At 59.2% G+C, this 24,103-nt stretch carries 27 protein-coding genes; 11 read left to right on the forward strand and 16 right to left on the reverse strand.

Features of this window, described 5'->3' with window-relative positions:
- Positions 1 to 59: 59 nt before the first annotated feature.
- Positions 60 to 467, forward strand: coding sequence for a DUF1236 domain-containing protein (locus H0S73_RS15180; RefSeq protein ID WP_181052935.1), 408 nt, complete (start codon positions 60 to 62; stop codon positions 465 to 467).
- Positions 468 to 517: 50 nt separating this feature from the next.
- Here the strand turns inward: H0S73_RS15180 and H0S73_RS15185 are convergent, their stop codons facing one another.
- Complete coding sequence (locus H0S73_RS15185) at positions 518 to 1,588, reverse strand: COX15/CtaA family protein (RefSeq protein ID WP_181052936.1); 1,071 nt, start codon at positions 1,586 to 1,588, stop codon at positions 518 to 520.
- A gap of 131 nt (positions 1,589 to 1,719) precedes the next feature.
- Between H0S73_RS15185 and H0S73_RS15190 the strand changes: the two genes are divergently transcribed.
- On the forward strand, positions 1,720 to 1,929 hold the full coding sequence (locus H0S73_RS15190; protein ID WP_181052937.1) for a DUF2842 domain-containing protein: 210 nt from the start codon (positions 1,720 to 1,722) through the stop codon (positions 1,927 to 1,929).
- Here the strand turns inward: H0S73_RS15190 and H0S73_RS15195 are convergent.
- Both H0S73_RS15195 and H0S73_RS15200 read right to left on the reverse strand, forming a co-directional pair.
- On the reverse strand, positions 1,926 to 2,120 hold the full coding sequence (locus H0S73_RS15195) for a hypothetical protein (protein WP_181052938.1): 195 nt from the start codon (positions 2,118 to 2,120) through the stop codon (positions 1,926 to 1,928). The two genes, H0S73_RS15190 and H0S73_RS15195, sit on opposite strands and share 4 nt — an antisense overlap.
- A gap of 101 nt (positions 2,121 to 2,221) precedes the next feature.
- Positions 2,222 to 2,584 (reverse strand): hypothetical protein, encoded by a 363-nt coding sequence (locus H0S73_RS15200; protein ID WP_181052939.1) that lies wholly within the window; start codon positions 2,582 to 2,584, stop codon positions 2,222 to 2,224.
- 610 nt (positions 2,585 to 3,194) lie between these two features.
- On the opposite strand from H0S73_RS15200, the gene H0S73_RS15205 reads away from it, so the two are divergent.
- Entirely contained in the window at positions 3,195 to 4,157 is a 963-nt protein-coding gene (locus tag H0S73_RS15205) for a hypothetical protein (RefSeq protein ID WP_181052940.1), read from the forward strand.
- 3 nt (positions 4,158 to 4,160) lie between these two features.
- Here H0S73_RS15205 and H0S73_RS15210 read toward each other — a convergent pair whose 3' ends face one another.
- Complete coding sequence (locus H0S73_RS15210) at positions 4,161 to 4,742, reverse strand: hypothetical protein (RefSeq protein ID WP_181052941.1); 582 nt, start codon at positions 4,740 to 4,742, stop codon at positions 4,161 to 4,163.
- 195 nt (positions 4,743 to 4,937) lie between these two features.
- Between H0S73_RS15210 and H0S73_RS15215 the strand changes: the two genes are divergently transcribed.
- Together H0S73_RS15215 and H0S73_RS15220 are read left to right on the forward strand one after the other, a co-directional pair.
- Positions 4,938 to 5,858, forward strand: a complete 921-nt coding sequence (locus H0S73_RS15215) for a hypothetical protein (RefSeq protein ID WP_181052942.1) — start codon at positions 4,938 to 4,940, stop codon at positions 5,856 to 5,858.
- A 36-nt stretch (positions 5,859 to 5,894) separates the two neighbouring features.
- Positions 5,895 to 6,188: a hypothetical protein gene (locus H0S73_RS15220; protein WP_181052943.1), complete on the forward strand. Its 294-nt coding sequence runs from the start codon at positions 5,895 to 5,897 to the stop codon at positions 6,186 to 6,188.
- 395 nt (positions 6,189 to 6,583) lie between these two features.
- On the opposite strand, the gene H0S73_RS15225 is transcribed toward H0S73_RS15220, so the two are convergent.
- Complete coding sequence (locus H0S73_RS15225; RefSeq protein WP_181052944.1) at positions 6,584 to 7,141, reverse strand: recombinase family protein; 558 nt, start codon at positions 7,139 to 7,141, stop codon at positions 6,584 to 6,586.
- A 530-nt stretch (positions 7,142 to 7,671) separates the two neighbouring features.
- On the opposite strand from H0S73_RS15225, the gene H0S73_RS15230 reads away from it, so the two are divergent.
- The 3 genes from H0S73_RS15230 to H0S73_RS15240 all read left to right on the forward strand — a co-directional run bounded on the left by H0S73_RS15230 (position 7,672) and on the right by H0S73_RS15240 (position 8,987).
- Positions 7,672 to 7,911, forward strand: a complete 240-nt coding sequence (locus H0S73_RS15230) for a hypothetical protein (RefSeq protein ID WP_181052945.1) — start codon at positions 7,672 to 7,674, stop codon at positions 7,909 to 7,911.
- A 144-nt stretch (positions 7,912 to 8,055) separates the two neighbouring features.
- Positions 8,056 to 8,286, forward strand: coding sequence for a helix-turn-helix domain-containing protein (locus H0S73_RS15235; RefSeq protein WP_181052946.1), 231 nt, complete (start codon positions 8,056 to 8,058; stop codon positions 8,284 to 8,286).
- A complete protein-coding gene (locus H0S73_RS15240; protein ID WP_181052947.1) occupies positions 8,283 to 8,987 on the forward strand; it encodes a BglII/BstYI family type II restriction endonuclease in 705 nt (234 codons plus the stop codon). The genes H0S73_RS15235 and H0S73_RS15240 overlap by 4 nt, the downstream gene beginning before the upstream one ends.
- Here H0S73_RS15240 and H0S73_RS15245 read toward each other — a convergent pair.
- The 5 genes from H0S73_RS15245 to H0S73_RS15265 form a co-directional block, all read right to left on the reverse strand.
- Entirely contained in the window at positions 8,977 to 10,017 is a 1,041-nt protein-coding gene (locus tag H0S73_RS15245; RefSeq protein ID WP_181052948.1) for a DNA-methyltransferase, read from the reverse strand. The two genes, H0S73_RS15240 and H0S73_RS15245, sit on opposite strands and share 11 nt — an antisense overlap.
- A 236-nt stretch (positions 10,018 to 10,253) precedes the next feature.
- Positions 10,254 to 11,897: a recombinase zinc beta ribbon domain-containing protein gene (locus H0S73_RS15250; RefSeq protein ID WP_181052949.1), complete on the reverse strand. Its 1,644-nt coding sequence runs from the start codon at positions 11,895 to 11,897 to the stop codon at positions 10,254 to 10,256.
- Complete coding sequence (locus H0S73_RS15255) at positions 11,786 to 12,913, reverse strand: response regulator (RefSeq protein WP_181052950.1); 1,128 nt, start codon at positions 12,911 to 12,913, stop codon at positions 11,786 to 11,788. Before H0S73_RS15255 ends, H0S73_RS15250 begins: the two co-directional genes overlap by 112 nt.
- Positions 12,914 to 12,926: 13 nt before the next feature.
- Positions 12,927 to 15,071 (reverse strand): sensor histidine kinase, encoded by a 2,145-nt coding sequence (locus tag H0S73_RS15260; RefSeq protein ID WP_181052951.1) that lies wholly within the window; start codon positions 15,069 to 15,071, stop codon positions 12,927 to 12,929.
- A complete protein-coding gene (locus H0S73_RS15265) occupies positions 15,068 to 15,589 on the reverse strand; it encodes a putative pterin-binding protein (protein WP_181052952.1) in 522 nt (173 codons plus the stop codon). The genes H0S73_RS15260 and H0S73_RS15265 overlap by 4 nt, the downstream gene beginning before the upstream one ends.
- A 405-nt stretch (positions 15,590 to 15,994) precedes the next feature.
- Between H0S73_RS15265 and H0S73_RS15270 the strand changes: the two genes are divergently transcribed.
- Together H0S73_RS15270 and H0S73_RS15275 are read left to right on the forward strand one after the other, a co-directional pair.
- A complete protein-coding gene (locus H0S73_RS15270; RefSeq protein WP_181052953.1) occupies positions 15,995 to 16,405 on the forward strand; it encodes a BA14K family protein in 411 nt (136 codons plus the stop codon).
- Between the two features lie 170 nt (positions 16,406 to 16,575).
- Positions 16,576 to 16,851, forward strand: coding sequence for a hypothetical protein (locus tag H0S73_RS15275; protein WP_181052954.1), 276 nt, complete (start codon positions 16,576 to 16,578; stop codon positions 16,849 to 16,851).
- 83 nt (positions 16,852 to 16,934) lie between these two features.
- On the opposite strand, the gene H0S73_RS15280 is transcribed toward H0S73_RS15275, so the two are convergent.
- The 4 genes from H0S73_RS15280 to H0S73_RS15295 all read right to left on the reverse strand — a co-directional run bounded on the left by H0S73_RS15280 (position 16,935) and on the right by H0S73_RS15295 (position 20,683).
- Positions 16,935 to 17,186 (reverse strand): hypothetical protein, encoded by a 252-nt coding sequence (locus H0S73_RS15280; protein WP_181052955.1) that lies wholly within the window; start codon positions 17,184 to 17,186, stop codon positions 16,935 to 16,937.
- Positions 17,183 to 19,648: an ATP-dependent Clp protease ATP-binding subunit ClpA gene (clpA, locus tag H0S73_RS15285; RefSeq protein WP_181052956.1), complete on the reverse strand. Its 2,466-nt coding sequence runs from the start codon at positions 19,646 to 19,648 to the stop codon at positions 17,183 to 17,185. The genes H0S73_RS15280 and clpA overlap by 4 nt, the downstream gene beginning before the upstream one ends.
- Before the next feature lie 30 nt (positions 19,649 to 19,678).
- Positions 19,679 to 20,071: an ATP-dependent Clp protease adapter ClpS gene (clpS, locus tag H0S73_RS15290; RefSeq protein WP_009492665.1), complete on the reverse strand. Its 393-nt coding sequence runs from the start codon at positions 20,069 to 20,071 to the stop codon at positions 19,679 to 19,681.
- Positions 20,072 to 20,341: 270 nt separating this feature from the next.
- A complete protein-coding gene (locus tag H0S73_RS15295) occupies positions 20,342 to 20,683 on the reverse strand; it encodes a phasin family protein (RefSeq protein WP_181052957.1) in 342 nt (113 codons plus the stop codon).
- A 269-nt stretch (positions 20,684 to 20,952) separates the two neighbouring features.
- On the opposite strand from H0S73_RS15295, the gene H0S73_RS15300 reads away from it, so the two are divergent.
- Positions 20,953 to 22,467 (forward strand): D-alanyl-D-alanine carboxypeptidase, encoded by a 1,515-nt coding sequence (locus H0S73_RS15300; protein WP_246389292.1) that lies wholly within the window; start codon positions 20,953 to 20,955, stop codon positions 22,465 to 22,467.
- A gap of 77 nt (positions 22,468 to 22,544) precedes the next feature.
- On the opposite strand, the gene H0S73_RS15305 is transcribed toward H0S73_RS15300, so the two are convergent.
- Complete coding sequence (locus H0S73_RS15305; protein ID WP_181052959.1) at positions 22,545 to 23,255, reverse strand: DnaJ domain-containing protein; 711 nt, start codon at positions 23,253 to 23,255, stop codon at positions 22,545 to 22,547.
- Positions 23,256 to 23,339: 84 nt separating this feature from the next.
- Positions 23,340 to 24,047 (reverse strand): glutathione S-transferase N-terminal domain-containing protein, encoded by a 708-nt coding sequence (locus tag H0S73_RS15310; protein WP_181052960.1) that lies wholly within the window; start codon positions 24,045 to 24,047, stop codon positions 23,340 to 23,342.
- Positions 24,048 to 24,103: the final 56 nt, after the last annotated feature.

A 24,103-nucleotide genomic window follows, 5' to 3' on the forward strand; every position in this document is an offset into this window, starting at 1 on the left:
GGAACCACACTCCCGCTTAGCCGTTAAGCTCCAGACTTCACCAGTTTAGGAGCTGACAAATGTCTAAGAAGATCTTGTTTGCAGGCGCTGTTCTTGTTGCTCTCGCCCCGGTGGGCGCCTTCGCCCAGTCCGGCGGTGCCGCTGCCGGCGCGGCTACGGGTGCCGTGGGTGGCGCCATCGTTGGCGGCCCGGTCGGCGCAGCCGTTGGCGGCGTGACGGGCGCGATCGTCGGCGGCCTCGCCGACCAGCAGCAGCCGCAGTTCCGCCAGTACGTCGTCACCCAGGGCGTCCCGTCCTACGCCTATAAGGAAGAGGTCCGCGTCGGCGCCACCCTGCCCACCTCCGGCGTGCAGTATTATGAAGTTCCGGCGGAGTATGGCGTGACCAACTATCGCTACACGGTCGTGAACGACACCCCGGTCCTGGTCGAGCCGGGCACCCGCCGCATCGTCCAGATTATCCGCTAAGACGTCGTATACCGAGTTCCAGGGCGGCCCTCGGGCCGCCCTTTTTTATGTCAGACCTTGCTCACCCGGGCATGGACGACGGCCATGGCGAGAACCGCCATGGCGAAGACCTGATGCGCCAAGCCGGCCCAGAGCGGCACCGCGAGCAGCAGGGTCACGATCCCGAGAACCATCTGCGCCAGCACCAGGAAGACCATTCCCATCGCCCGGCCGGCGGTCTTCGAGGACGGAGCGTGACGGCGGACGCTCCAGGCATGCCATACGGCAAATGCCACGACGGCATAAGCCACAAGGCGGTGGTTGAACTGAACGAGCAGCACGTTGTCGACGAAGTTCTCGATCCAGGGCTTGACCACGAACAGGGCCGAGGCCGGCGGGACCAGGGCTCCATCCATCAAGGGCCAGGTATTGTACGTAAGCCCGGCCTTCGATCCGGCCACGAGACCGCCAAGTGCGACCTGGAACAGGATCAGTCCGACGAGGATGCGGGGAGCATAGCCCGTTTGCACTTCCTGTCCGACGGAGTCGGAGCGATCCTTCAGGCCCGATGCTACCCAGACGAGGCAGACGAGGATGACGCTGGCAACCGTGAGATGCAGGGCAAGCTTGATCGGGGCGACGGCGGTCATGCCCGGCTCGAGACCGGAGGCCACCATGATCCAGCCGATGGCGCCTTGAAGCCCTCCGAGAGCTCCGATTCCGAGAAGGATCAGAGCCAGCCGGCCCTTGATCGTTCCCCTCGCCCAAAACCATACCAGCGGAAGGAAGAACACCAGACCGATGAGCCGGCCAAGCTGCCGGTGCCCCCACTCCCAGGCATAGATGAACTTGAACTCCGACAGGGTCATGCCCTTGTTGACGAGTTCATATTGGGAAATCTGCCGATATTTCTCGAACTCAGCCAGCCAAGCCTGATCGGTCAGGGGTGGAATCGCGCCGGTGACGGGCTTCCATTCGGTGATCGAAAGGCCGGAACCGGTCAGGCGCGTGGCACCGCCTACCGCGATCATCAGGACCACTAAGGCGGCGAGGCCATAGATCCAGATGCGAATGGAGATCAGGGATCGGCTTTGAGGCACGCGCGCCAGCGGCACGCCCTCGGTGGAGGCTGCGACAGCCATGCTCACTCTCATCGTCGATTAGGGCTTGAACCCGGGATACGGACGTCACATAGAGGCTATGCCTTCCAGAGGCAATTCATGCCGGTGACGCACCGTTACGACGCGACGTCGTTGATTTGAGGATTTCGGCCATGGGCATTCGCTTGCGCAAGCTGATCGGCACAGTCGTGATGCTGGCCTTCATCATTTTCTATGCGCTCTTCGCGATGGCCATCGCGGAAGGCCGGATCACGCAGGCACCCAAGCTCCTCCAGACCGTAGCCTATATCGTGCTCGGCCTGATCTGGATCATTCCGCTCATGCCCCTGGTCCGCTGGATGGCGAAGCCGGATAAGCCCTAACCTCCGCCGATCCCTTCGATGATGGTCCCCGTGCCGCCGCAGATCGGGCACGGCGTGACGCCGATGCGCCCCGTGCCCTTGCATTCGGGACAGATATTCTCACCCGCTCCCGGAGTTCCCGGCTCGGCCTGGTCACCGGGATTGAGCTTCGTATGGTCGGGAGAGGCCTGATCTTTCGGTGTGTCGGTCATGGCTGAGCTCACATGAGACTTCATGCGTTCAACGCGGAGGCGGAATCCCGGTTGCCTGACGGATAAAGAAAAGGCCCGCGGAATGCGGGCCTTTCAGGAGCTCAGTTGCAGATCCGGCGGGTCCGGTGCTCCCAGCCCCAGCCAGGAACCCATTCGCGATATCGCTCGGTCGTGCAGCGCTCCACATAGACTTCGCGAACGGGGCGCTCGTAATAAACCGGTGCCGCTTCCTCGACATAGACCGGCGGCGGAGGCGGCGGAGGAGCCCGGTAGACGACAGGAGGCTGAGGCTGCGCGACGGCCGAACCAACGACGGCACCCACGGCAAGACCTCCCAGGGCTCCCAGAGCCACAGCAGCGCCGGGAGACAGGCGATCACGCGCTGCAGCCGGTTGAGCGGCAGCAAGGCCGGTGACCAGCGCCAGGGCCGCAGCGGTACCGGAAACAAGTCGGAAGATCTTCATGATCATCACCTACGACGGGAAAAAGGCTACGTGCCTTCCTCTTCATGCCATGAGATATACTGTCCCAAACCTCTCCGAAAGCTGAACAGATTGTGGCAAAGCTTGGGCTTAGGGCAATTCCGCCGGAATGGTGAGCAGAGGCTTAATGCCTCCACCCGTCCTTTAACGTTTCCTGCGGGTACCGGTCATGCACCGGCACTGCGCAAAGGCACCGACAGAAGCACGCGGACGAGGTCTGCCTGACGGTTGGTATCGGTCTTCCGGAACAGGTTTCTCTAGTGATCAAAAGACACCAGCAATCACTGACTTATGAATTTTCGGACTGAATTCCTACGGTGAAAGTCGGAATACGTTAAGATTTGCAAAGGCTTAGAAGAGCGCGCAGACTCTCCCGTTGCCGCACAATCCTGTGCGGCTTTAGGTGTTTGGTCGTGAGGTAGAGCCCGGACAATTAAAAAGCCCCGACCGTGGGGGTCGAGGCTTTCTGATCATGCGAATCCAAGAGAGGACCGCCGAGTAGCATTGGCAACAGTCCTCTCCTTTTTTCCGGAAGTCAACTGAGAACGTGAGTTCTCAGAACGATGCCTTGCGGCCCTCTGGAGAGGGTCTGATGATCGCTATTGTTGAGATGATCGATTCCATGCTCGCCACCGGGTTGGAACCGGTTGCGGTGCTTAACGCCATCCGCGAATTCGCCACGAGGGTTCGGGAGGAACAGCGGGCTCGGTCCGCTGAAAGGCAGCGCAAAAGCCGGGAGCGTCGCCGCTCTCGTGCAGGTGTCACAGTGACCCCCTGCCCTTCCTTTGATAAAAAAGAAAGCCCTCCCCCTGCACCCCCTCTAAAAGAAAAAATTAATTCTATCCCTGTCCCCGAGAGAGAGGACGAGCAGGCTCGCCCGGTGCTCTCTCAGCCGGAACTCACCCCTGCGATGAGGGATGATGCTCGGAGCCTTGGCTACCTCGACGAGCAGATCGAACGGGAATGGCAGGCTCTGCGGGACTGGGCGGCGAACCACGGGACGCCACGAGACTGGGCAGCCCGGTGGCGGCGCTGGCTCGGATCGCCTCGGGCATCAGCCCCGGAAGGCTTGGCAGCCACCCGTGGCGAGATGCGGAAGCGCCTGCGGGCAATGGTCGAGAAAGGCTTCCGGAGCGGTGGCGGGCGGGCTCTTGCTGAACTCGACATCGAGCCGTTCCTGGACAGGCTGTACGGGCCGCGAGACGACGATTCGCTGCGTAATCCCGACCTCGTCGGCTCACGGGTCGCTTTCGAAACGCCCAAACCGTCCTGGCACGATTTCACGGCCACGGGTCCCGGTCCTTCGCAGTCCAACCCGCCGAAGCAGCCAGAGCGGGAGCGCGATCCGATGGACCCTACCCGCGAGCCCCAACCTGTTCCGGGCAACATCCCTAATTCGGTCTTCAGGTTCGCCGAGAAGCTCAAGATGGACAAAGGCGCGATGGTTGACCTTTGGCGGACCTTCAAGGATGCAGCGAAAGCTGAAGGGCGTATGAGCATCCATTGGCTGGCCGAGTTCGAAGCTTACGTGACCTCAGCTATGTGTGCGGCTTGATTGTCAGAGCCAATGAAGCTGGGTCGGCATGTTGGGCGCGCTATGGTCCCAGACACACCAGACGTAATCGACGATGCCGCCACCCGTGGGCTTCACCGGCTCCTCCCCTCGCTTCCAAAGGGTAATGCGCTTCGCGAACAGATAGACCCGTGCGGGCGGATTGCTGAGGAAGAACGGCTTGCGCTTGGCCGATCCGAGGAACGACACCCGGACGAGCATCGCGACCTTGCCGCTAGTGAGGGTCAGCGCGTGTTCGACAAAGGCTTGTGCGAGCTTGTAGGGCGGATTCGTGATGATGTGGTCGGCTCGAAGAGGCGACTTGAAGAAGTCGTGGTTGCCCTCCCCGTATCCACGGTCGATGAGGTCGGTGGAGATCGTCTCGATCTGATTGGCTTCGAGAATTCGGGAGATCGCTCCGTCACCGCAGGCGGGTTCCCATACGAGACCAGGAAACGTCTCGACCAATAGGAGCTTCTCAACTGCGATAGGCGGAGTGGGATAGTAATCGAGCGGGTCGTGATCCTTGGAGCGACGATGGCCGCGAATGACGGGCTGCACGAATTCGGTGAGACGTTGATGCTTCAAGGGTGAACCTCCTGTCTCTGAGAGGCTCTCCTAATTCCACTATCCGGCAACTAATTTGATTGCTTGACGGATACCGATTCGGTGTTGGGCACCCGAATCGAAAAGGTTAAACACGCGGCATCGCCTGTGAAGTAAATATTGCGAGGCTCTCTTATGGCTCTGTAGAGTTTCGCAATCACTTAAACCACACAGGACATGAATACCTTATTACTTTCTTCTCCGGAAAAGCTTGCCCGCCTTCGGGCGGAGCTTTCCAGATCAGCCGAACATGCAAAACAGGTTTATCTCGCTGATCTGGATGACTGCGGCGTCAAATGGAAGGATGGACGCTACCGCTGTAAGGCGGTGGGATGCCCACGCTGCACACGAACAATCATCGGCCAGCAGCAACGGAAGGCCCACGCCTTCTTCGAGCAGATGGTAGGCCGTCCTACCAACTCTGACATGGCGCTCCTCACGGTGGTCGGCAACGGAACCCGTCATCTGGGTGAGCTTAGGGGAAACATCGAGGCAATGTATAAGGCCGCTCGCTATCGCGTTGGGTGCCTGTCCTCTGTGAGCCGCTGGAGCACATTTGCTGCCCTGGGTTACTACGAGGTTGATGCAGTCGGCGGCGAGCATCTTCCACTCCTGGGGACGGAGCGGCGGGCGCTGCTGCCTGAGATCGCGCCGATCAGCATCAGCCAGGACGGACCAACCTGGATACCGTCCTATCACGCAATCGTTCACACCGGGCGTCTCGGAATCGCTGAAGTTCAAGAAGAGTTCTCGCGTACATGGCCGGTACCTGGGCAGGTCCATGTGAAGCGATTTCAACCGGTCCGAAGCGTCGAGGACAATATCAGCAAAGTGGTGAGCTACTCTCTGAAGAACACCTGCCAGATCGAAATTCCGACGCAGATGGAGAATGGGCGCTGGGGCAAAGTTTATGAGCCGTGGCCCGTGTCATGGCAGGCCGATTACTTCACGTGGCTGCATCAACGCCGAAACGGATTCGAGTTTCTTCGGTTCAGCATATCACCAGCATCATCAAGAATAATTCGTGATCTACCTTGTCATAATGTTGATAACACTGTCTCTAGTTTTGAAGTAGAGCCTATGCCTATACTGTTTTAGTATAAGTACAGTGTACATATTTACTGAGGTGATTCCGTGGAAGATTTTATCGAGCGAATCAAGAGTTCGCCTATCAGCCAGAAGCTGATCGCCGCCAACTGCTTTACTGTAGCTGATACGGCAACCGGCGAGTTCGAGCCGAACAGCCTGAACGATCATTGGCGATTACACCGATTGGAGCAATGGTGTCGGCTGTACTGTAAGAATAAATTCAGACGACGAATCCGTATGGCTCTGGGTACTGTGACCTATGAGTTCGAGAACGCGGACGATGCAAGAACCTTTCGGCGCGTGACGCAGCGCGTTCCTACTCTGATCGCTTGCAGCTAGTTACAAGTCAGCGCGAAGGTCTTGGATTTTTGCGTTAAAAGCCGCCCGAGCGTCATGAATTCGCCTTTGGAGTCTCTGTCGTCGATCTGCCTCCTTGCGGCCCTGAGCAGGCGTCATCGGTGGCTTCGGACAGGTTCCCGACTTAGGTGAGCCGGGCTTCTTGGGTTTAGTTTCGACGAGGTCAGAGTAGCGCATGACCATATTTATGCGCGCCTCTGATCATCTCCATTGAAGCTCAATCAACTCAAGTTCGCTCGATGGCTTTAGCCTGCGAAGCGATTGCATCACGAGCGTTTCAGATCGATGAAGGACATTTCCGGCCCATCGGCTGCTTGTCCACGATCCGTTCGAACCAGCTTTCCTGTAGCGGAAGCGAACAGTGACATGAGACCACTTCACGCCTGCACTCCTTGAAGAGCACGGTGAACACTCATCCGGCTGATGCCAAGAGTCTTAGCAATAGCGCTCGGCCCCTGCCCTGCCGCGCGCATTTCACGGACCTTTTCCACGGGAACGGACGGCTTGCGACCTTTTCCGGCATAGACTCCTGCCTCTTTTGCCTTTGCGATTCCTTCCAGTTGGCGTTCTCGCCGTAGATTCGTCTCGAATTCAGCAAACACACCTAACATATCCAGGAAAGCCTTGCCTGCCGCCGTGCTCGTGTCGATGGGCTGCTCAGTAGCTTTGAGCGTAGCTCCTTTCTCCTTAAGCATACGCACAATGTCCTGAAGATCACCAATCGAGCGGGCGAGACGATCAATGCGTGTAACGACGAGCGTATCGCCTTTGCCGATGAAATCGAGAAGAGTTGCAAGTTCGGCGCGCCCTCTTGTTGTGGTGCCGCTCGCCTTTTCCTCTCGAATCACAGCGCATCCGGCTGCCTTAAGTGCCTCACGTTGGATGGTGAGGTCCTGGTCGATGGTTGAGACGCGGGCATAACCGTAGAGAGACACTCTTAAACTCCATCCGTAACAAAACAGTCTAGATCACGATTCGATATAGTAACAGATTTCAAATATCAACCCTTTTGTTACACTAATTTCTGTCACATCGCGATGTAACGCAGCCGTATACTGCTTTGAGGCAGAGCCTCCGTAAACGGGCCTACCCACCAATGGCCTCTTTAAACTGTATGGTCGCCAAGCGATGATGGATGAGAAGCGTTGAGTGGTGAATATGGGAAAGCGCGGGACACGCAGGTTCGTCGTAAAAGAGGTGACATCCTGGCCGGGATTCACGGGGACCACATGGGCGATTGGATGTAGTCACATCGAATCAGCGAAAGCACTTTTTAAGCGCAAGGTTGACCAAAGCATCGCCGAAAGGATGGAGAAGTCATCAGCCATCCTCCTTATCGACCGCACTGATAAGAAAGTCATCATGTCAGTCGGGACAACTGATCCTGTTAAGACGGCTCGATTCTTCGGCGAAGATGTAACTGCATGAACGACATAGATATTGGCTCTAAATGTGAGTTCGCTTGGTGACTACTTACAGCTATGACGTGACCTTCAATGAGCACGACTTGATCGTCGTCTTGGCCTCGTTTGATAACTACGAACAGGTACTAAGGGAGAAGTTGCTTACTGCTCCTAAAACGGCTCACTTCCGTCTGGAAGCCGACCTGAAGCGAATTCAATCTCTGCGAGACAAAGTTCTTGGTCGTCCGCAACTTATGAGCCGTCTCTCCTTCTCGCGTCCTGATGACAGTGACGGCAGTTGAAGTATGCTACTCACACAGCATAGGCACGTAGCAAACACGATTCGGATCGAACATCGCGCATATTGACCGGATGTCATCGCCCGGCTGTGGAATGGGTATCATAGTCCGTGGACGAATAGTCCTCATTGATGGGACCACGGGCATGTGGAGCACTCTGATCTCAAACTTCTTGGTCAACGGATTCGCGACCGGCGAAAAGCTCTTGGCCTGACCCAAGAGAAACTCGCCGACCTCGCTAAGATTGATCGCTCCTACATAGGCGGCGTTGAGCGCGGCGAACGGAACATCACGTTCTCCCTGCTTTGCCAGATATGCACCGCGCTCGAATGCGACGTGGCTGCGCTCACCTTTGAAATCCCCGAGAAACAGAGATGAAATGGCTGCGGACGCTGGTTCTATTTGACCAGGGTGGAGTGATGAATTCTGCCGACTGGGCTACTGTCCATCAGAGTTATGTGCGTTCAATCTCCAGTATTGATCACCCGCGTGGATCAGGAACGCTGACACTGAAGCGGAAGGAGCGGATCGGTACGCAGTGGCGGCGGAATGGCGTTGGTTATCTCAGGAGCCGGTTCCTGGAACACATGGTCGGAACTGAGCGGTGGCATTCTGAAGGTAATGTCGATCTGGCTCCTGAGCGCCGTCAGCCTGCAATCAAGCTGTATCCATCGATGCACGATTACCAGGAGCCAGTCACATCGGATTTCGGCGGGTTCGATTTCGTCACCACCGGCCCGAACGGCACCCGAATCGCTATTGAATGGGAGACTGGGAACATCTCGTCTTCTCACCGGAGCATGAACAAACTCTCTATCGCACTTGCCAACGAGGTAGTTCAGGTCGGCGTGTTGATCCTTCCAAGCCGCCAACTTTACGAGCATCTCACCGACCGCATAGGAAACATCGGGGAGTTGTCAGGCTACTTGTCGATGTGGGAGAGCCTAAAATTCGGGGTGAAGAAGGGCCTGCTCGCGATCACAGTCGTCGAGCATGACCACCTAACGGATGATCCGAAATTCCCATACCTTCAAGTCGGCAATGACGGGAGATCAGCCGAGGGCCGAACTAAGAGGTAACGAACAGGTCGGATTGGTCGTCCTCAATCGGACATTTACAATCGTGCCCATTAGCCCCGTTCACCAGAAGCCGGTATTCCTTGGGAAGCGGATTCCCTGCTTTCCGGCGTCGGGTCAGATCAGCTTCTGTGAAAAGGGTGTTCTTGTTCGCGTGGATATCCCGGAGGTGCTCTCGATCTGCATCAATCTTCTCGAATCGTTCGATGATCGACGAGCATTCAAGCTCGGAGCCAATCCACCGCCGACCAGTGAGTTCTGCCGCAACGAAAGTCGTTCCGGAACCACCGAAGGGATCAAGCACCAACGAACCAGGATCGCTTGCCATCGAGACAATCCGATCCATGAGCTTCAGGGCTAATGCGTTTGCCCCACGCTTCTTGTACTTGGCATGGCGTACAGGAGGGATGTCGGTCCAGACATCCGAGAGGCTCACTCCTCTCGGGTTCATCTTGTCTTTGTAGCCCCCGTAGTCACGCAGTTCGCCCCCACAATGGCGGCAACACGGAACGGGAATGCGATCTGGATGGAAGATAGCAGGGCGCTTCCCTTTGACAAAATACAGCAGTGAGTAATGGGCCGGATAAAGTCTGCTCTGGATAGGGAGTGAATACTTGATGTCCACTGTGATCCAGTGACGAAAGGTCAGGTGGTCGTTCAGGTATGCACCAAGCGGCAGGTTCCACTTCGGAATGTTCCAGAGGAACAGGGAACCTCCAGGCTTCAAGACCCGAATCATCTCATCGAGCCAAGCTCTGCACCAATCTAGGTATTCATGTTCGGCCAAGGAATCGTCAATCTTCGACGTGTACTCCTTGCCGAGATTGAATGGAGGGTCGGCGAAAGCCAAATCGACGGTTTCGGCCTCAAGAGACCGCATGATTTCGATGCAGTCGGCTTCGAAGAGCCGACCAAGCGGCGTTTCTAGAATGGGGATCATAGTCCGCTTTTTTGCATCCCCATCAGGCGAAAGCAATCCCTGTTGTCGAGCTTTCCACCGTTTCAGAACTTCGCTCAGGTCGGACGAAGCCATCGGGTTCTCCGGATAGAGGTTGGCTTACCGCTACCCACCATGACGATGGTCGCGTAGCGCGGCATTCTTGAGTGCATTGGACCTGAAGGTACGTCGAACGTCTGACGCTGACGACCTCAAAAACATCGCGAAAGCCGCTCTTCCTCAATCGAATACCTGATCGATTGAATCCGAGCACGTTGACGAAGACGAGCCGCTGATCATCCTGCGAATCCAGGGCGATCCGGAATACGTGGTCATCCAAGCACGACCCGACGCATCTCGTCGTTATTCCAGTAGGTCGCACCCGCGTATTCAACAGTGCGACCTGCCGCTCGCCCCTTCCCGTTTACGACCTGGAAATGATGCACCTTGCCCGCGCCATGCAGGACGACGGTGAACATCTCACCCCGGAACCAAAGCTCGTCGATGAACGTGCGGAGCGCCTGCGACAGGCTGGCTCTGAGCTTCAGAAGCTCTTTCCCCTCGGCCTCCGCGATCTTTGCCCTCAACTCTCGCGCCTTGCCCTCCGAATCAGCGCGTTCATCGATTCGCGTAGCCAGTGCAACCTTCTGAATCTCCAACGCTTTCAGAGCCTCATGCGAGGCCCGTAGATCGGCGGAATAGGTGCGGGCGCGGGTCTCGTACTCGATGATCAGCGGATCGCCTTGAGGGAGGCTCTCAGCGCGATCTATGGCATTTGCCTTGCGCCGCTCCGTGTCTTCGAACTTCCTCTTTAGATCGGTGATCTGATCATCGAGAGCCTTTAGCTGCTGAGCCGTTCCCGGATCGGAAAACAGTTCGTGCAGCCGATACTCCGGAGTGTGATCCAGGATCGCCTTCTCAACCTGCTCAATCGGGTAATGGGTGTTAGCCTCACAGCCGGAATTCATCATCGCCGACGTGCAGACAAAGTACCGGTGGTCCTTGCCAGGACGTTTTTTTGTTGCGTAGCTCGTCTTGACTTTCATCACGCCTCCGCAGCGACCGCACCGGAGCAGACCCGTGAATAGGTTGCTCATGGTCTCGCCACGGTTGCCGCGAGGGTTCGTCTTCCGGCGAGCCTGAACACGATGCCACTGGGCTTCCGAGATGATCGCCGGGTAGCGCTGCACAGGGTCTCCAACGGGCTCCTGGCGTCCATCCACGACCCTACAGGGCTGATACCAGCCGAGCACGTGCCGACCGGTCAGGATGTTCGCGATGGTCGTGGGATGCCATTTCTTGCCCGGCTTGCCGTTCATGTGCTCGAACGGTGGCGTGGCAGGGTTGCCATTCAGAATCTTGGCAATACCGTGCGCGCCAATACCGCTCTCAGCTAAATCGAAAATCATTTGAACAATCGGAACCCGCCTCTCATTCCGGTGGTATTCACCATCCATGAAATAAACCCAAGCCGGGCAGACAGCCGTTCGATGGCCGGTTTCTCTCCAGGTAGTCCACCGAGCGATCAGCCGTTTCGACTTCTTGGCGCTTTCCAGATTGCTCGTGCTTCCCTTAATCACGAGCAACAATGTGACCTCTAGGTCGTCGGCGTTGCCCTCGTTGTAGACCCGATCATCAGCCGTCGTGCAGATCGTAATCCCGGCATCGATTAACTCGAGGAACAATGGATAGAACCAGCGGAATTCACGCCGACTCATCCGGTCGAAATCTTCCAGGAGCAGCCATGAATCGCCAGTGATTCGGCCTTCCCTAACCTCTTCTCGAAAGGAATTTAATGCTCCCTGATCAGCATTCTTTCCTCTGTACGCGCTGACCCCAAGGTCCAGAAACTCTTTTCCGAGCGTCAGGCCGCGACGCTCTGCAACCGCTCGTGCGAGGTCTCTTTGACGGTGTAGAGAATTGCCCTTCTCTTGGCTCTTATCGGAAAAACGTATGTAGGGGTAAGCAGTTGGCACGATGAGGCTCCAGCACTGTCGAGCTTATCCTGTTCGTGCCTAATGCACAACCAAAGGTTCTTCAGATGGAAGACGACCGTGGTCTGGGCGACTTCCAGCTCTTCCGCGATCTGGTCGAGACGCTTGCCGTCGATCAGCATGAGGGCGACCCGGGTTTCCGAGGGGGTCAGGCCATAGAGCCGCACGAGCGTGTCGCCGGAGACCTTGGCCCGCTGCTCCGTGTCGATGACGAGCAGCACCACGGCTTCGGGCCGCTCTTCTGCGGAAAAGCGTTGTCCCTGGATCAGGACGAGATAGGGCCGACCTCCGGAATTGCGCGGAAAAGAGACGATCTCGTCCAGCGTCTCTTCCTCGAAGGCCTTTGTGATCGCCGAATAGAGCTTGCTGTTCTGCTTGGCAGGGAATCCTTTCAGGATTCCCTGCGCGGCAACCAGGCCGTCATCCTCGGCCAGAATGCGCTGCGCCTCCTTGTTCATCACGCGAATGGCGCCGGTCTCGTCGACGATCACCACGCCCACGAGAAAGCGATCAAACGCGAATGTCGCCTTGTAGAGGGCATCGACCGTGCGTCCCTTGGAGGATTTCAGGATCTCCTGCCAGGATTCCTCGGCCCTGGTGACGGCACTCGTCTGAACGCGGGTGACTTGATCGAGGCGCGCGGCGACTGTCGCCAGAAGAATTTCATAATCGATCGGCTTGACGAGATAATCGTCCGCCCCCGCCTGCTTTCCGGTGAGGACATCGTTCCGCTCGGCGAGCGCCGTCAGGAAGATGAACGGAACATCGGACATCGTGCCTTGCTCACGCAGCGACTTGAGGACGTCATACCCTCCGAGCCCGGGCATGGTGATGTCACAGAGGACGAGGTCCGGGCGGTGCTTTTCGAGGAGGCTGAGCGCCTCGCCGCCGTTCGCAGCCTGGAGAACCCGGTAATTGGCGGCCTCCAGCTCCTCGGCGATATCGCCTCGCAGGTCGTCTTCGTCTTCAACGCAAAGAATCGTTTTTTGAGTATTCATCAGAGTCAGTCACTCATGCAGCCTGTTGCGCTTGTTCGGCATTGGCTATGGGCAGATCGAAGGTAAACAACGATCCAGCCGCCTCATAGCTTTCAACGTGAATTTCCCCCCCATGCAAGTGCATGATCCGCTGGGCGAAATTCAATCCAATTCCCGTGCCGGCGATACCCGATGCCGTCCGGGCTCGATAGAAGCGATCGAAGATCTTCGGCAACTCATCCGCAGGAATTCCGATTCCCCAATCCCGGACCGAGCAGAAAGCGCGGGATCCCTCCATCCAGATCTTGATCTCGACGACCGGCGTATCGCCTGAATACTTGATAGCGTTCGACAGAAGATTGACGACTACCTGCTCGATGAGCATTCCGTCGCAATAGACCGTAACAGGAATATCAGGGACATCGAAGCGGATATCGGCCTGCGCGCTGACCTCGCGCTGCCGCTCGCAGATGTCCACGACGAGATCGACCAGATTGTAGGAGGCAGGATTGACCTCGATCGTGCCGGCATCGAGTTTGGCTGCGTTCAGCACACTTTCCACCAGACGCGTCAATCGGGTTCCAGCATTCCGTATCTTCTGAACGCGCGTGACCAGCTCGTCATGTGTCAGCTCAGCTCCGCGCCGCAAAATGCGCTGGGCACTGGAATCCAGGATGGCGAGAGGCGTCCTGAACTGATGAGACACCATGGACACAAAGCTGCGATAGGCGTTCGTGGTCTCGCGCTCGCGGTCGAGGGCCGATTCGAGAGCCCTTGCAACCTGCTTGTACCCGGAGATGTCCGTCAGGCGCACGAAGATCGTCGCGCCGTCGGCCTTCGTGAGGGATAGGCGCGCCCAGGTGTTCTTTCTGAGCATGAGATCCAGCTCGATTTCCTCGAATGGCGGCTCCGCATTCACGAGGCGCATGTCGGCGCCTTCGCACATGGCGAAGCACCGCAGGAAGCTGGTGAGACCCATTTCCTCGTTGCACCACAAGGCTACGGGCGCCGCAGCCCAGATCTGCTCATTGGCGAAGAGGAGTCTTCCCGTCCAGTCGAAGGCAGCGAATCCTTCCGATGCGGACTTGATCGCCGCGATCAGGCGGCGCTCGGCCTGACGCAGGGCGGCCGTCCGCTGGAGTACCTTGATTTCAAGGTCGAAGTTCTGGCGCTCCGCCTGCTTGCGGGCCAGCCATTGTTCGGTCACGTCGCGCATGAAGGCGATGCCGAGCTTGCGCTCGGCCATGGATACGGGAAGGCAGTTGATTTCCAGGCATTGCTCCTGTCCGTCGGACGAGGATATCTCATTCTCGAAGATCGAGCTCGTTCCCTCTGCCGCGCGAGCGAGGGAGCTGACCACCCCCTCCTGGGCGAAAATCGGATCGATATCCGACATATGCCGTCCCACTGCCTGATCCGGCTTGATGTTCAGCAGGTCTTCCATGCCCGGATTCCAGAGCAGGCACCGGAGCTCGGCATCGAACATGACGATGCCCTGATTGCTGATGTTGTTGATGACCAGGTCGGAAAGTTCCTGCTCCTGCCTGAGAAGCTGTCGGGCCTGGCTCGCCTCCTGCATTCCCTTGAACAGGCGGACCAGAAGAAAGGCCGTGCTCATCGCGATCCCGACGATGAAGGCGAAGCTCTCGAAGACGTAGCGCAGGTACATCGAGCGCTTTTCCGACATCTCGCCGCGGTTCAGCAGCATGACCTTATTGGCGATGTCTCTCAGCTGATAGGCGAGATCGCGTACCTGAACCCTCAGCAACTGCGCCGCCTGCGGGTCGACGCGATCCTTCAGGAGCGGCTCTGCATAGGTCAGTTGCAGATAGGCTTCCTTGAGACTTCCAAGAGCTCCGACCTTCTCGATGACCTGGCCCTGCAGCCCATCCAGGAGGATGGCCATCCGGCTGATCAGGATCGCCAATCGGAACTCCGGGGTTTGTTCCCGGTCGGTGACGACCTCTCCCGTGGCGACCCGAGCCAAGCTTTCGGCCAAGATCGATGCTTCGAACTGCGTTTGGGAGATCTGCCAAAGATTGGCGTGGGTTTCCTCCCTCCGAAGATCCTCCTCGACATTGAGCAGGCGCCAGACCGTGAACGTGAGCGAAAGCGCCAGCACCGCAATCGCGGCGAGGGTGACCAGAGCAGCCTTATAGTTCTTAAGGTTGAGTGTCATGGTCGTCCGATACGCAGCCGGTTGAGTTGCCAGACCCAGCGCGAATCGTGGAGATCATCGCGCAAGGCGCTGTAATCGTCTTGAGGATAGACGATCCACAAAGGTCCCTTGTCGCGGAGCGTCAACATCTGACCGTCCGCCGACATGGCGATCAGAGGATCGTATTTGAGATCATCCCAGGGAATATCCACCTCATAATCGTTCCAGGCGGAAGCCCGGATTGTCGCTCCTTTCCCCCCCACTCGCTCAAGGACGGCACGCAACGAAACGCCCTCGAAACGATGCGTCTTGCCGCTGATGACGAAAGTGGCCGTGAGACTCTTCCGCTCTAGAGCCTCCAGCATCGCCCGGTCGAATTCGGCCCGCCCAGGAGCGTTGGTGACCTCGATCTCCCCGGTGACCGTCAGCAGGACCTCGCCTTTGGGCGAGGGCAACGGCTCAGCCGCATACGCCAAGGTCAAGCTACCGACGAAGGCTATCGCAGACGTGAGAAACGTGAGACGGAGCATGCGGCCCAATCCGAGAGAGATTATAATAGAACACATATATCATTGGCGATTTGTTGCAAAAAATCCAGTACCGCCCTTGAGAAAGAACAACTCTCTCCCCTTGCGGCACACCGGGAATAAAGCCTCCGACGCCAAATCAATATCCATCAGCAATTCATCGGCACAGAATTTAGTCTATCCTTACACATGGGCTATAAGATCCATTCAATCGAAACATTAAGGAAAGTATCTCCCTTCGTATTCGACAGATTGTTTTCAGCACACACCCAAAGAACAGCCGCCAATGCTGATGGGATGACGAGCCTCTAAACCCGGATGAAGAGCGGGATTGTGCGAGCTTGACCGCTGGGGCTATATTCCGCCCCGATTATCAGCAGGCCCTCTGCCGAAGCTTTCGCAAACGAGGAGTTTGATATGCGCAAATTCGTAACGGCTCTGGTCGGGGCTGCAGTGCTCCTGTCGGCACTGCCCGCCAATGCCAGCCCCATGCAGGCCCGCACCCTGCCCCGGATCGACCAGGCATACCCGAACGAGAGCTACGCCCAATACTATCGTCGCGGCTATCGTCCCTATTATCACGATCGCTATTACTACCGCCGTGGCGGCAATGGTGCAGCCGTCGCGGCCGGTGTCGCAGGCCTCGCGGCGGGCGCTCTGATCGCCGGCGCCATCGCCAACCAGGCCCAGGCAGCCCCTCCCGCACCTCCCGGAACGGTTGATCCCCAGATGGCGGCTTATTGCGCGCGCAAGTACCGCTCCTATGATCCGGCGACGGGAACGTTCCTGGCCACGAACGGCATGCGGTACGTATGCACCTACCCGTAAGCTCGGATTCCCCATGAAGCATCCGGCCCTGCCTCAGACCATGTGGCAGGGTTTTTCTTGCGTGCGCCGCCCGGGGAGCAGCGAAGGGTTTACCTTGTCGACCTTCGCCTTAAATCTGGAAGGCGAATTTTCCTCCCCTGGCATTCCCGGAAAGGCATAGGATCAGCTCAATGGCTCAAGACTCTGACAGCAGCGGAATCGTCATCCCTCCCACCGAAGCGGCCATCCTCACTTCGGGCAACATGACGGAGCTTGAACTGATCCTCCCGGATCTCGGAGACGAAGACCTGCCCGAGGTCGCGATTTTCCTGGTCGCCTGCGCCATGCGCTTCCACAGCGACCCCGATTTCGTCCAGGAGCAGATGGAATGGCTCGTCAGGGCTCACGACACCGAGGTGGATGAAGGTCTGAAGCCCGATCAGCTGAATTCGGCCAACGACGACTGAGCCACTCGGCTCGGCCCGCGAAAAGCGGACAATGCGCGATGCGGCCCCTGAGGACCGCATCGACGAACGATGGATTGCCGGCCTCAAAGGCTGGAGATGATCGCGTCTATTCCTTCCATGATCGCAGCCGGCGACGTGCCGACTGCGTTCAGGAGGATGGTCAGAAGCCAATAGCAACCGAAGATGATCACCGGCACGAGGATCCAGCCCAGGATTTCCTCGAACCATACGCGCCGGCGGCGACGGAGATAGCGTTTCTCGCGCCACGACAACTTCGCCGGTGCGTCCAGGGTCCGGGACGCCTCCAGGGCCCCCTCGTGTATCTCACTCGTCATGCTCTAACCAACGGAACTTTCGGAACGGTGCGGACACCTCCGCCTCCATTACCATCCGATCCCTTCGGTTTCACGGACTTTTTCGTCTTCGAGGAAGCCGCTTTGGCCTTGGGCTTCTTCTTGGCGGCGTTCGTAACGTCCTTCTCGGGCTTCGGCTTCACCGGTCCTTCGACATACTCGAAGCCGAGGCTCTCTAGGCCGATCTCGTCGGTCTTGACCACGACCTTGACCGCGCCGCCGTTCTTCAGGCGACCGAAGAGGACTTCGTCGGCCAGCGGGGTCTTGATGGTCGACTGGATCAGGCGGCCCATAGGGCGGGCGCCCATAGCTTCATCATAGCCATGCTCCACGAGCCAGTCGCGAGCCTCATCGGTGAGCTCGATCGAGACGTTGCGATCGGCAAGCTGTGCGTCGAGCTGCATGACGAACTTCTCGACCACCTTCTGAACCACTTCCTTCGGAAGGTGGGCGAAGGAAATCACGGCATCGAGACGGTTGCGGAACTCGGGCGTGAACAGCTTGTTGATCGCTTCCGTATCGTCACCTTCACGCTTGGTGCGGGTGAAGCCGTAGGCCGGGCGGGCCATGTCGGCGGCGCCGGCATTCGTGGTCATGATGATGATCACGTTGCGGAAATCGACCTGCTTGCCGTTGTGATCCGTCAGCTTCCCGTGATCCATGACCTGGAGCAGGATGTTGAACAGGTCCGGATGAGCCTTCTCGATCTCGTCGAGCAGGAGCACGCAATGCGGATGCTGGTCGACACCGTCGGTCAGGAGACCGCCCTGGTCGAAGCCCACATAGCCGGGAGGCGCACCGATCAGGCGGCTGACCGTATGCCGCTCCATGTATTCCGACATGTCGAACCGAAGGAGCTCAACGCCCAGCGACGCGGCAAGCTGCTTGGCCACCTCGGTCTTGCCGACGCCGGTCGGGCCGGCGAACAGGTAGGAGCCGATGGGCTTCTCCGCGTCGCGCAGGCCGGCACGGGCCAGCTTGATCGCCGAGGACAGCGCCTCGATGGCCTTGTCCTGGCCGTAGACCACCCGCTTCAGGGTATCCTGCAGGTGCGCGAGCACCTCCGCATCGTCCTTGGACACGGTCTTGGGCGGGATGCGGGCCATGGTGGCGATGGTCGCCTCGATCTCCTTGATGCCGATGGTCTTCTTGCGACGGCCTTCGGGAAGGAGCATCTGCGACGCGCCGGTCTCGTCGATCACATCGATCGCCTTGTCCGGCAGCTTGCGGTCGTTGATGTAGCGGGCGGACAATTCCACCGCCGCCTTTACGGCGTCGTTGGTATACTTCAGCTTGTGGAAATCCTCGAAATAGGGCTTCAGGCCCTTCACGATCTCGATAGCATCCGGCACCGAAGGCTCGTTGACGTCGATCTTCTGGAAGCGACGCACCAGGGCCCGGTCCTTCTCGAAATACTGGCGGTATTCCTTGTAGGTGGTCGAGCCGATGCAGCGGAGGCTGCCCTGAGCGAGCGCCGGCTTCAGGAGGTTCGAGGCATCCATCGCGCCGCCGGAGGTGGCGCCGGCGCCAATCACCGTATGAATCTCGTCGATGAACATGATGGCGTTTGGATGCGCCTCGATCTCCTTCATGACCTGCTTCAGGCGCTCTTCGAAGTCGCCGCGGTAGCGGGTGCCGGCCAGGAGCGTGCCCATGTCGAGGGAGAAGACGGTTGCCCCTTTCAGGACCTCTGGCACCTCGCCCTGAACGATCTTGCGGGCCAAGCCCTCGGCGATGGCGGTCTTGCCGACGCCGGGCTCGCCGACGAGGAGCGGATTGTTCTTCTGGCGGCGGCACAGGACCTGGATGGTGCGCTGAACCTCGGACTCGCGCCCGATCAGCGGATCGATCCGACCTTCCTTCGCCTTCTTGTTGAGGTTGACGCAGTAAGCCTCTAGCGCATCGCCCTTTTTCTTCTGACGCGCATCACCCTCTTCCTGAGTCGGACGCTCGCCGGGAGCCTCCTCCTCGGAGCCGCGCGGGGAGCGGCTTTCGGTCAGGCCGGGGCGCTTGGCGATGCCGTGGCTGATGTAGTTGACCGCGTCGTAACGGGTCATGTCCTGCTCCTGCAGGAAATAGGCGGCATGGCTCTCGCGCTCGGCGAAAATCGCCACGAGCACGTTCGCGCCGGTCACCTCGTCACGACCGGACGACTGGACGTGGATCACCGCCCGCTGGATGACGCGCTGGAAACCGGCCGTAGGCTTGGAATCCTGGCGTCCGTCAGCCACCAGGTTGGCAAGTTCGCTGTCGACGTAATCGACCAGGTTGCGGCGGAGAATTTCGAGATCGACATTGCAGGCGCGCATGACGGCGGCCGCATCCTGGTCGTCGATCAGGGCCAGGAGAAGATGTTCGAGGGTAGCGTATTCGTGGCGGCGCTCGCCTGCGAGAGCGAGAGCTCGGTGAAGGGCTTGTTCAAGACTGCGAGAAAAGCTCGGCAACGGCTTGTCCTTTTATGAGACGGGGCTCGGCTAATTCTTTTCCATGACGCATTGCAGAGGATGCTGATGCTTCCTGGCGAAATCCATCACCTGGGTCACCTTGGTCTCGGCAATTTCGTACGTAAAAACTCCACATTCCCCAACGCCGTTCTGGTGGACATGCAACATGATCCTGGTCGCATCCTCGCGGTTCTTGTTGAAGAAGCGCTCCAGCACGTGCACCACGAACTCCATCGGGGTGTAATCATCGTTCAAGAGAAGAACGCGGTAAAGGTTCGGCCGTTTCGTGCGCGGCTTGGTTTTCGTGATGATGGCCGTATTCGAGCGGCCGCCATCATCGCCTCCAGGAGGCTGTGACCCGCCGGCAGCGGAAATCGGACATGGCTCCGACAGGGTCAAAGTACCTTGAGCTACCCGCAGCATATTCGGACGACCGCCCCTTCTTCTATTCTGGCCCTCGGCCTCCGGCCCGACCTGCGTCGCGCCATCGGCATCAAGCCAAATGTATAGTCGCTCCATTCGGTTCGCCAGATCAACCAGATGGGTGGTCGCAGTCCTGATGAAAAGAGCGACATCTTGGTCACTCCTACGCGAGCCGGACAGGCATGTCGCCCGGCCCTGGATGCATGTCAGACCCAACGCAAAACGCCCGGGACAGGCCCGGGCGTTTCATGCGAGAGGATCTGGCGTGCCTCAGGCGCGCGCAGCCGCCGCCTTGGAGAGGAGCCCTTCGTAGGGCTTCATCGTCTCGGTGGCGAGGTTGGAATACAGCGCGCCCATCCTGGTCGCCTGGCTCACGAGGTTGTCATAGGCGCCCTTCATGAAGGCGCCCTGGATCTCGACGGCCTTGTCGAGGGTCTGGACGCCCAGCAGCTTCTCGACGGTCGAGGAGGTCTGTTCGAAGGACTTGCGGGCGAAATCCGCCGTCTCGGACGCAATGACCTGGCTGTTGCTGGAGAACGCGCCGAGCGCCTTCATGGTGGCATCCAGGTTGTCCTGGCCGAACTTCTGAATCTGGGTAAACGGCTGAAGCATTGTGAACCTCGGCAATAAGGCGTTAAATGACGGTAGGCCCGCTGGATAGCTGACGATGCCATTATGTGCAGTGCACAAAATTTTGTCAAGTTTTATTGTGCGCTGCACAATAATTTCCTCGATTGATCCTCCCCCGTTAACCGCCCCGTAACCGCAACCTCCTAGTGTCGGAGGATGTGTTGTGCCGGCAACGGTTCCCTCAAGAGAACCGGGCGCAGGGGCCTAAAACCAAGCGAAACAGGGATTTTTGCAGCATGAATTCGGTTTGGATGGGACACCGAAAGACATGGGCTCTTATTGGCATTGTGGCGTCGGTTGCAGTGGCTGTTGCATCCCCGGCCGAGGCGGCGCGTAGGGCGAAGCCTTCTGGCGGTGGATATAGCCCCCTCTCCGCTTCGATCGTGGTCGACGCCAAGACTGGCAAAATCCTCCAGGGCGAAAATGTCGACGAGCCGCGGATCCCGGCTTCGCTCACGAAGGTGATGAGCCTTTACCTCCTTTTCGAGCAGCTCGAGCGCGGCCGCATGCGGGGCGACACCCCGCTGACCGTATCGGCCTATGCGGCCAGCCAGCCGCCGACCAAGCTGGGCTTGCGCCCCGGATCGACCATCGAGGTCGACGACGCGATCAAGGCCATGGTGACCCTGTCGGCCAATGACGTCTCCGTCGTGGTCGCCGAGAACATTGCCGGATCCGAGGATGCCTTTGCCCGAATGATGACCCGCAAGGCGAGGGAGCTCGGCATGAGCTCGACGGCTTTCTACAACCCACATGGCCTGCCGCACGAGCCGCCGAACATCACCACCGCCCGCGACCTGTCCATCCTCGGCCGCGCGATCCAGGACCGCTTTCCGAAGTACTTCGCCTATTTCCAGACCCAGTCTTTCCAGTACGGCAGCCGCACCATTCGCGGACATAACCGCCTGCTCGGCAAGGTCGAGGGCGTGGATGGCATCAAGACCGGTTATACGCGCCTGTCGGGCTTCAACCTCCTGACCTCTGTCAACACCGACAGCCGCAGCCTCGTCGCCGTGGTGCTCGGCGGCCGCTCGGGCGCTTCCCGCGACCAGAAGATGGCCAGCCTCATCCAGAGCCAACTGCCCCGGGCTTATGCCGGCGCCCGGACGGCACCGTCCGTGGTTGAAAACCAGCCCTCTATGGTGGCCGAGGCCCCGGCTCCGCGTCCTGTCGAGCTTGCCCCCGTGGCGGCTCCCGTGAGAGTGGCTTCCGCCACTCCGCAGGCTCCCGTGGTCCAGGCCCAGGCTTCGACGCCTCCGACGGCTCCCGAGCGCAAGCCGCTCGATCTGAACACCTTGCGACCGGTCGTCGCCTCGGCTGCCGGCGCCAGCTCGACCACCACCCCCTCCTCGGTGCGGTGGCAGAAGGGTCCGGAGCCGCTGCCCCTGAACGCGCAGGCCTATGCGGCTCTGCCTGCTCCGGCCCAGATCCCAGCCGCCCAGAAGGCCGCACTGCAGGCCAAGATCGACCCGAAGGGCGAAGCTTCGAAGAGCGAGGCGACTGAGCCGAAGAAGACCGTGAGCGGTTGGGTGATCCAGCTCGGCGCGACGGATGACGAAGCGAAGGCGAAAGCCATGCTCGACACGGCCCGCGGCCGCTTCGGCAAGGTCCTGGGCAAGGCCTCGCCGTTCACCGAGAAGGTGACCGTCGACGGCTCCACCCTCTACCGGGCGCGCTTCTCCGGATTTTCCGAATCCAACGATGCCGCGAACGCCTGCAAGCAGCTCAAGAAGAGCGGCGTGAACTGCTTCGCCGCACGCGGCTGACTTGATGAGAGAACGCTGTGACGGCGCGTGTGTTTGCGCCGTCACCGCCCGAAGACAACCGGATCGCGCGTGGAGTATCAGCGATGTCGGCCCAGCAAGACTTCTCTCGCCTCGTTCACGCGAGCCGCGAGGTACGCCGTCCCTCCCTGGTCAGGATGGAGTTTCTTCATGAGCGTCCGATGCGCTTTTCGGATCTCGTCGAGGCTCGCACCCGGCTGAAGGCCCAGGATCTGATAGGCTTCCTCTTTCGTCATTACGCCCGAATGCGCATGAGTGCGCGTCCGCGTGTCGCGATCTCCGTGAGCGTTTTCACGCCAACCGGCAAACCGGCGATCAAAATAAGCCTCTAGGAGTGGGACGCCCTGTGGGTCATGGGCGCTGCACTCGTCATAGAGGCGGCGCAGGCTCTGCGGATCGAGACTCGAGAGCCGCCGTCCGGCGAAGGCTCCCACCAGGATCGTGCCTTCGACCGCTCCAGACGCGTGATCGATCTCCATCTCGATCATCGCCGACCGAATGCGGGAGAACCGGCCTCCCGCCTGCTGGAGCTTCCGCCAGGGGCCGGGAAGATTCAGGGCGCTCCAGCCCAGCGCCCAGGCGCCGAAACCGCCGAGCAGAAGGGCCATGTCGATGCGTCCCTTGACGACCAGGAGCACGGCTGTGCCGAGCGCCGCGATTCCGGCCACGGTTTTGAGGCTCTTGGCCAAAACCTTCGGGTCGGCCCGCGTATAGTTCTTGCCCAACCACCACAGAAGAGCGACCGCCATTATTCCAAGAAGCAGCATCATCGTTTTCGTCCCCACCCCAACATGTGGGCCGGGATGGGGCGGATGTAAATTGCCGGCTTGAAGAATGGCGGCAGCAGCGGATCGTTATTCCGGCCGCTTCGGGATCTCGAGGCCCCGCTGCACGGCCGGGCGGGCGAGGCCCCGCTCCAGCCACGCCGGAACGCGTTTGAGGCTCTCGAACTCGACCAGTTCTCCGGCGCCGTAGAAGCCGACAAGGTTGCGCACCCAACCCAGCAGGGAGATATCCGCGATGGTGTAGTCGTCGCCCATGATCCAGGCGCGACCTTCAAGCCTGGTCTCAAGGACGCCCAGCAGGCGCTTGGATTCGTTGCGATACCGCTCCAGAGGACGCTTGTCCTCGATCTCGCGCCCGGCGAATTTGTGGAAGAAACCGAGTTGGCCGAACATCGGCCCCACGGACGCCATCTGGAAGAACACCCATTGAATCGTCTCATAGCGCCGGGCTGGGTCGGAAGGCAGGAACTTGCCGGTCTTCTCGGCGAGGTACAGCAGGATTGCTCCGGACTCGAACAGGGGCAGCGGCTTTCCACCCGGCCCGTCGGGGTCGATGATGGACGGAATCTTGCCGTTCGGATTCAGGGACAGGAATTCGGGCGTCCAGGTCTCGTTCTGGCCGATATTGATGAAATGCGGCTCATAAGGCAGCCCGGTCTCCTCCAGCATGATGGAGACTTTGACCCCATTGGGGGTCGGGGTGGAATAGAGCTGAATCCTGTCGGGATGCCGGGCGGGCCAGCGGGATGCAATCGGGAAGGCTGAGAGATCGGCCATGGAAACTCCATCATCGGCGTGAGTCGTGATGGAGCGATGCTAGAGGGAGCGGCCCC

The sequence above is a fragment of the Microvirga mediterraneensis genome (assembly GCF_013520865.1).
GTDB classification, from domain to species: Bacteria; Pseudomonadota; Alphaproteobacteria; order Rhizobiales; family Beijerinckiaceae; genus Microvirga; species Microvirga mediterraneensis.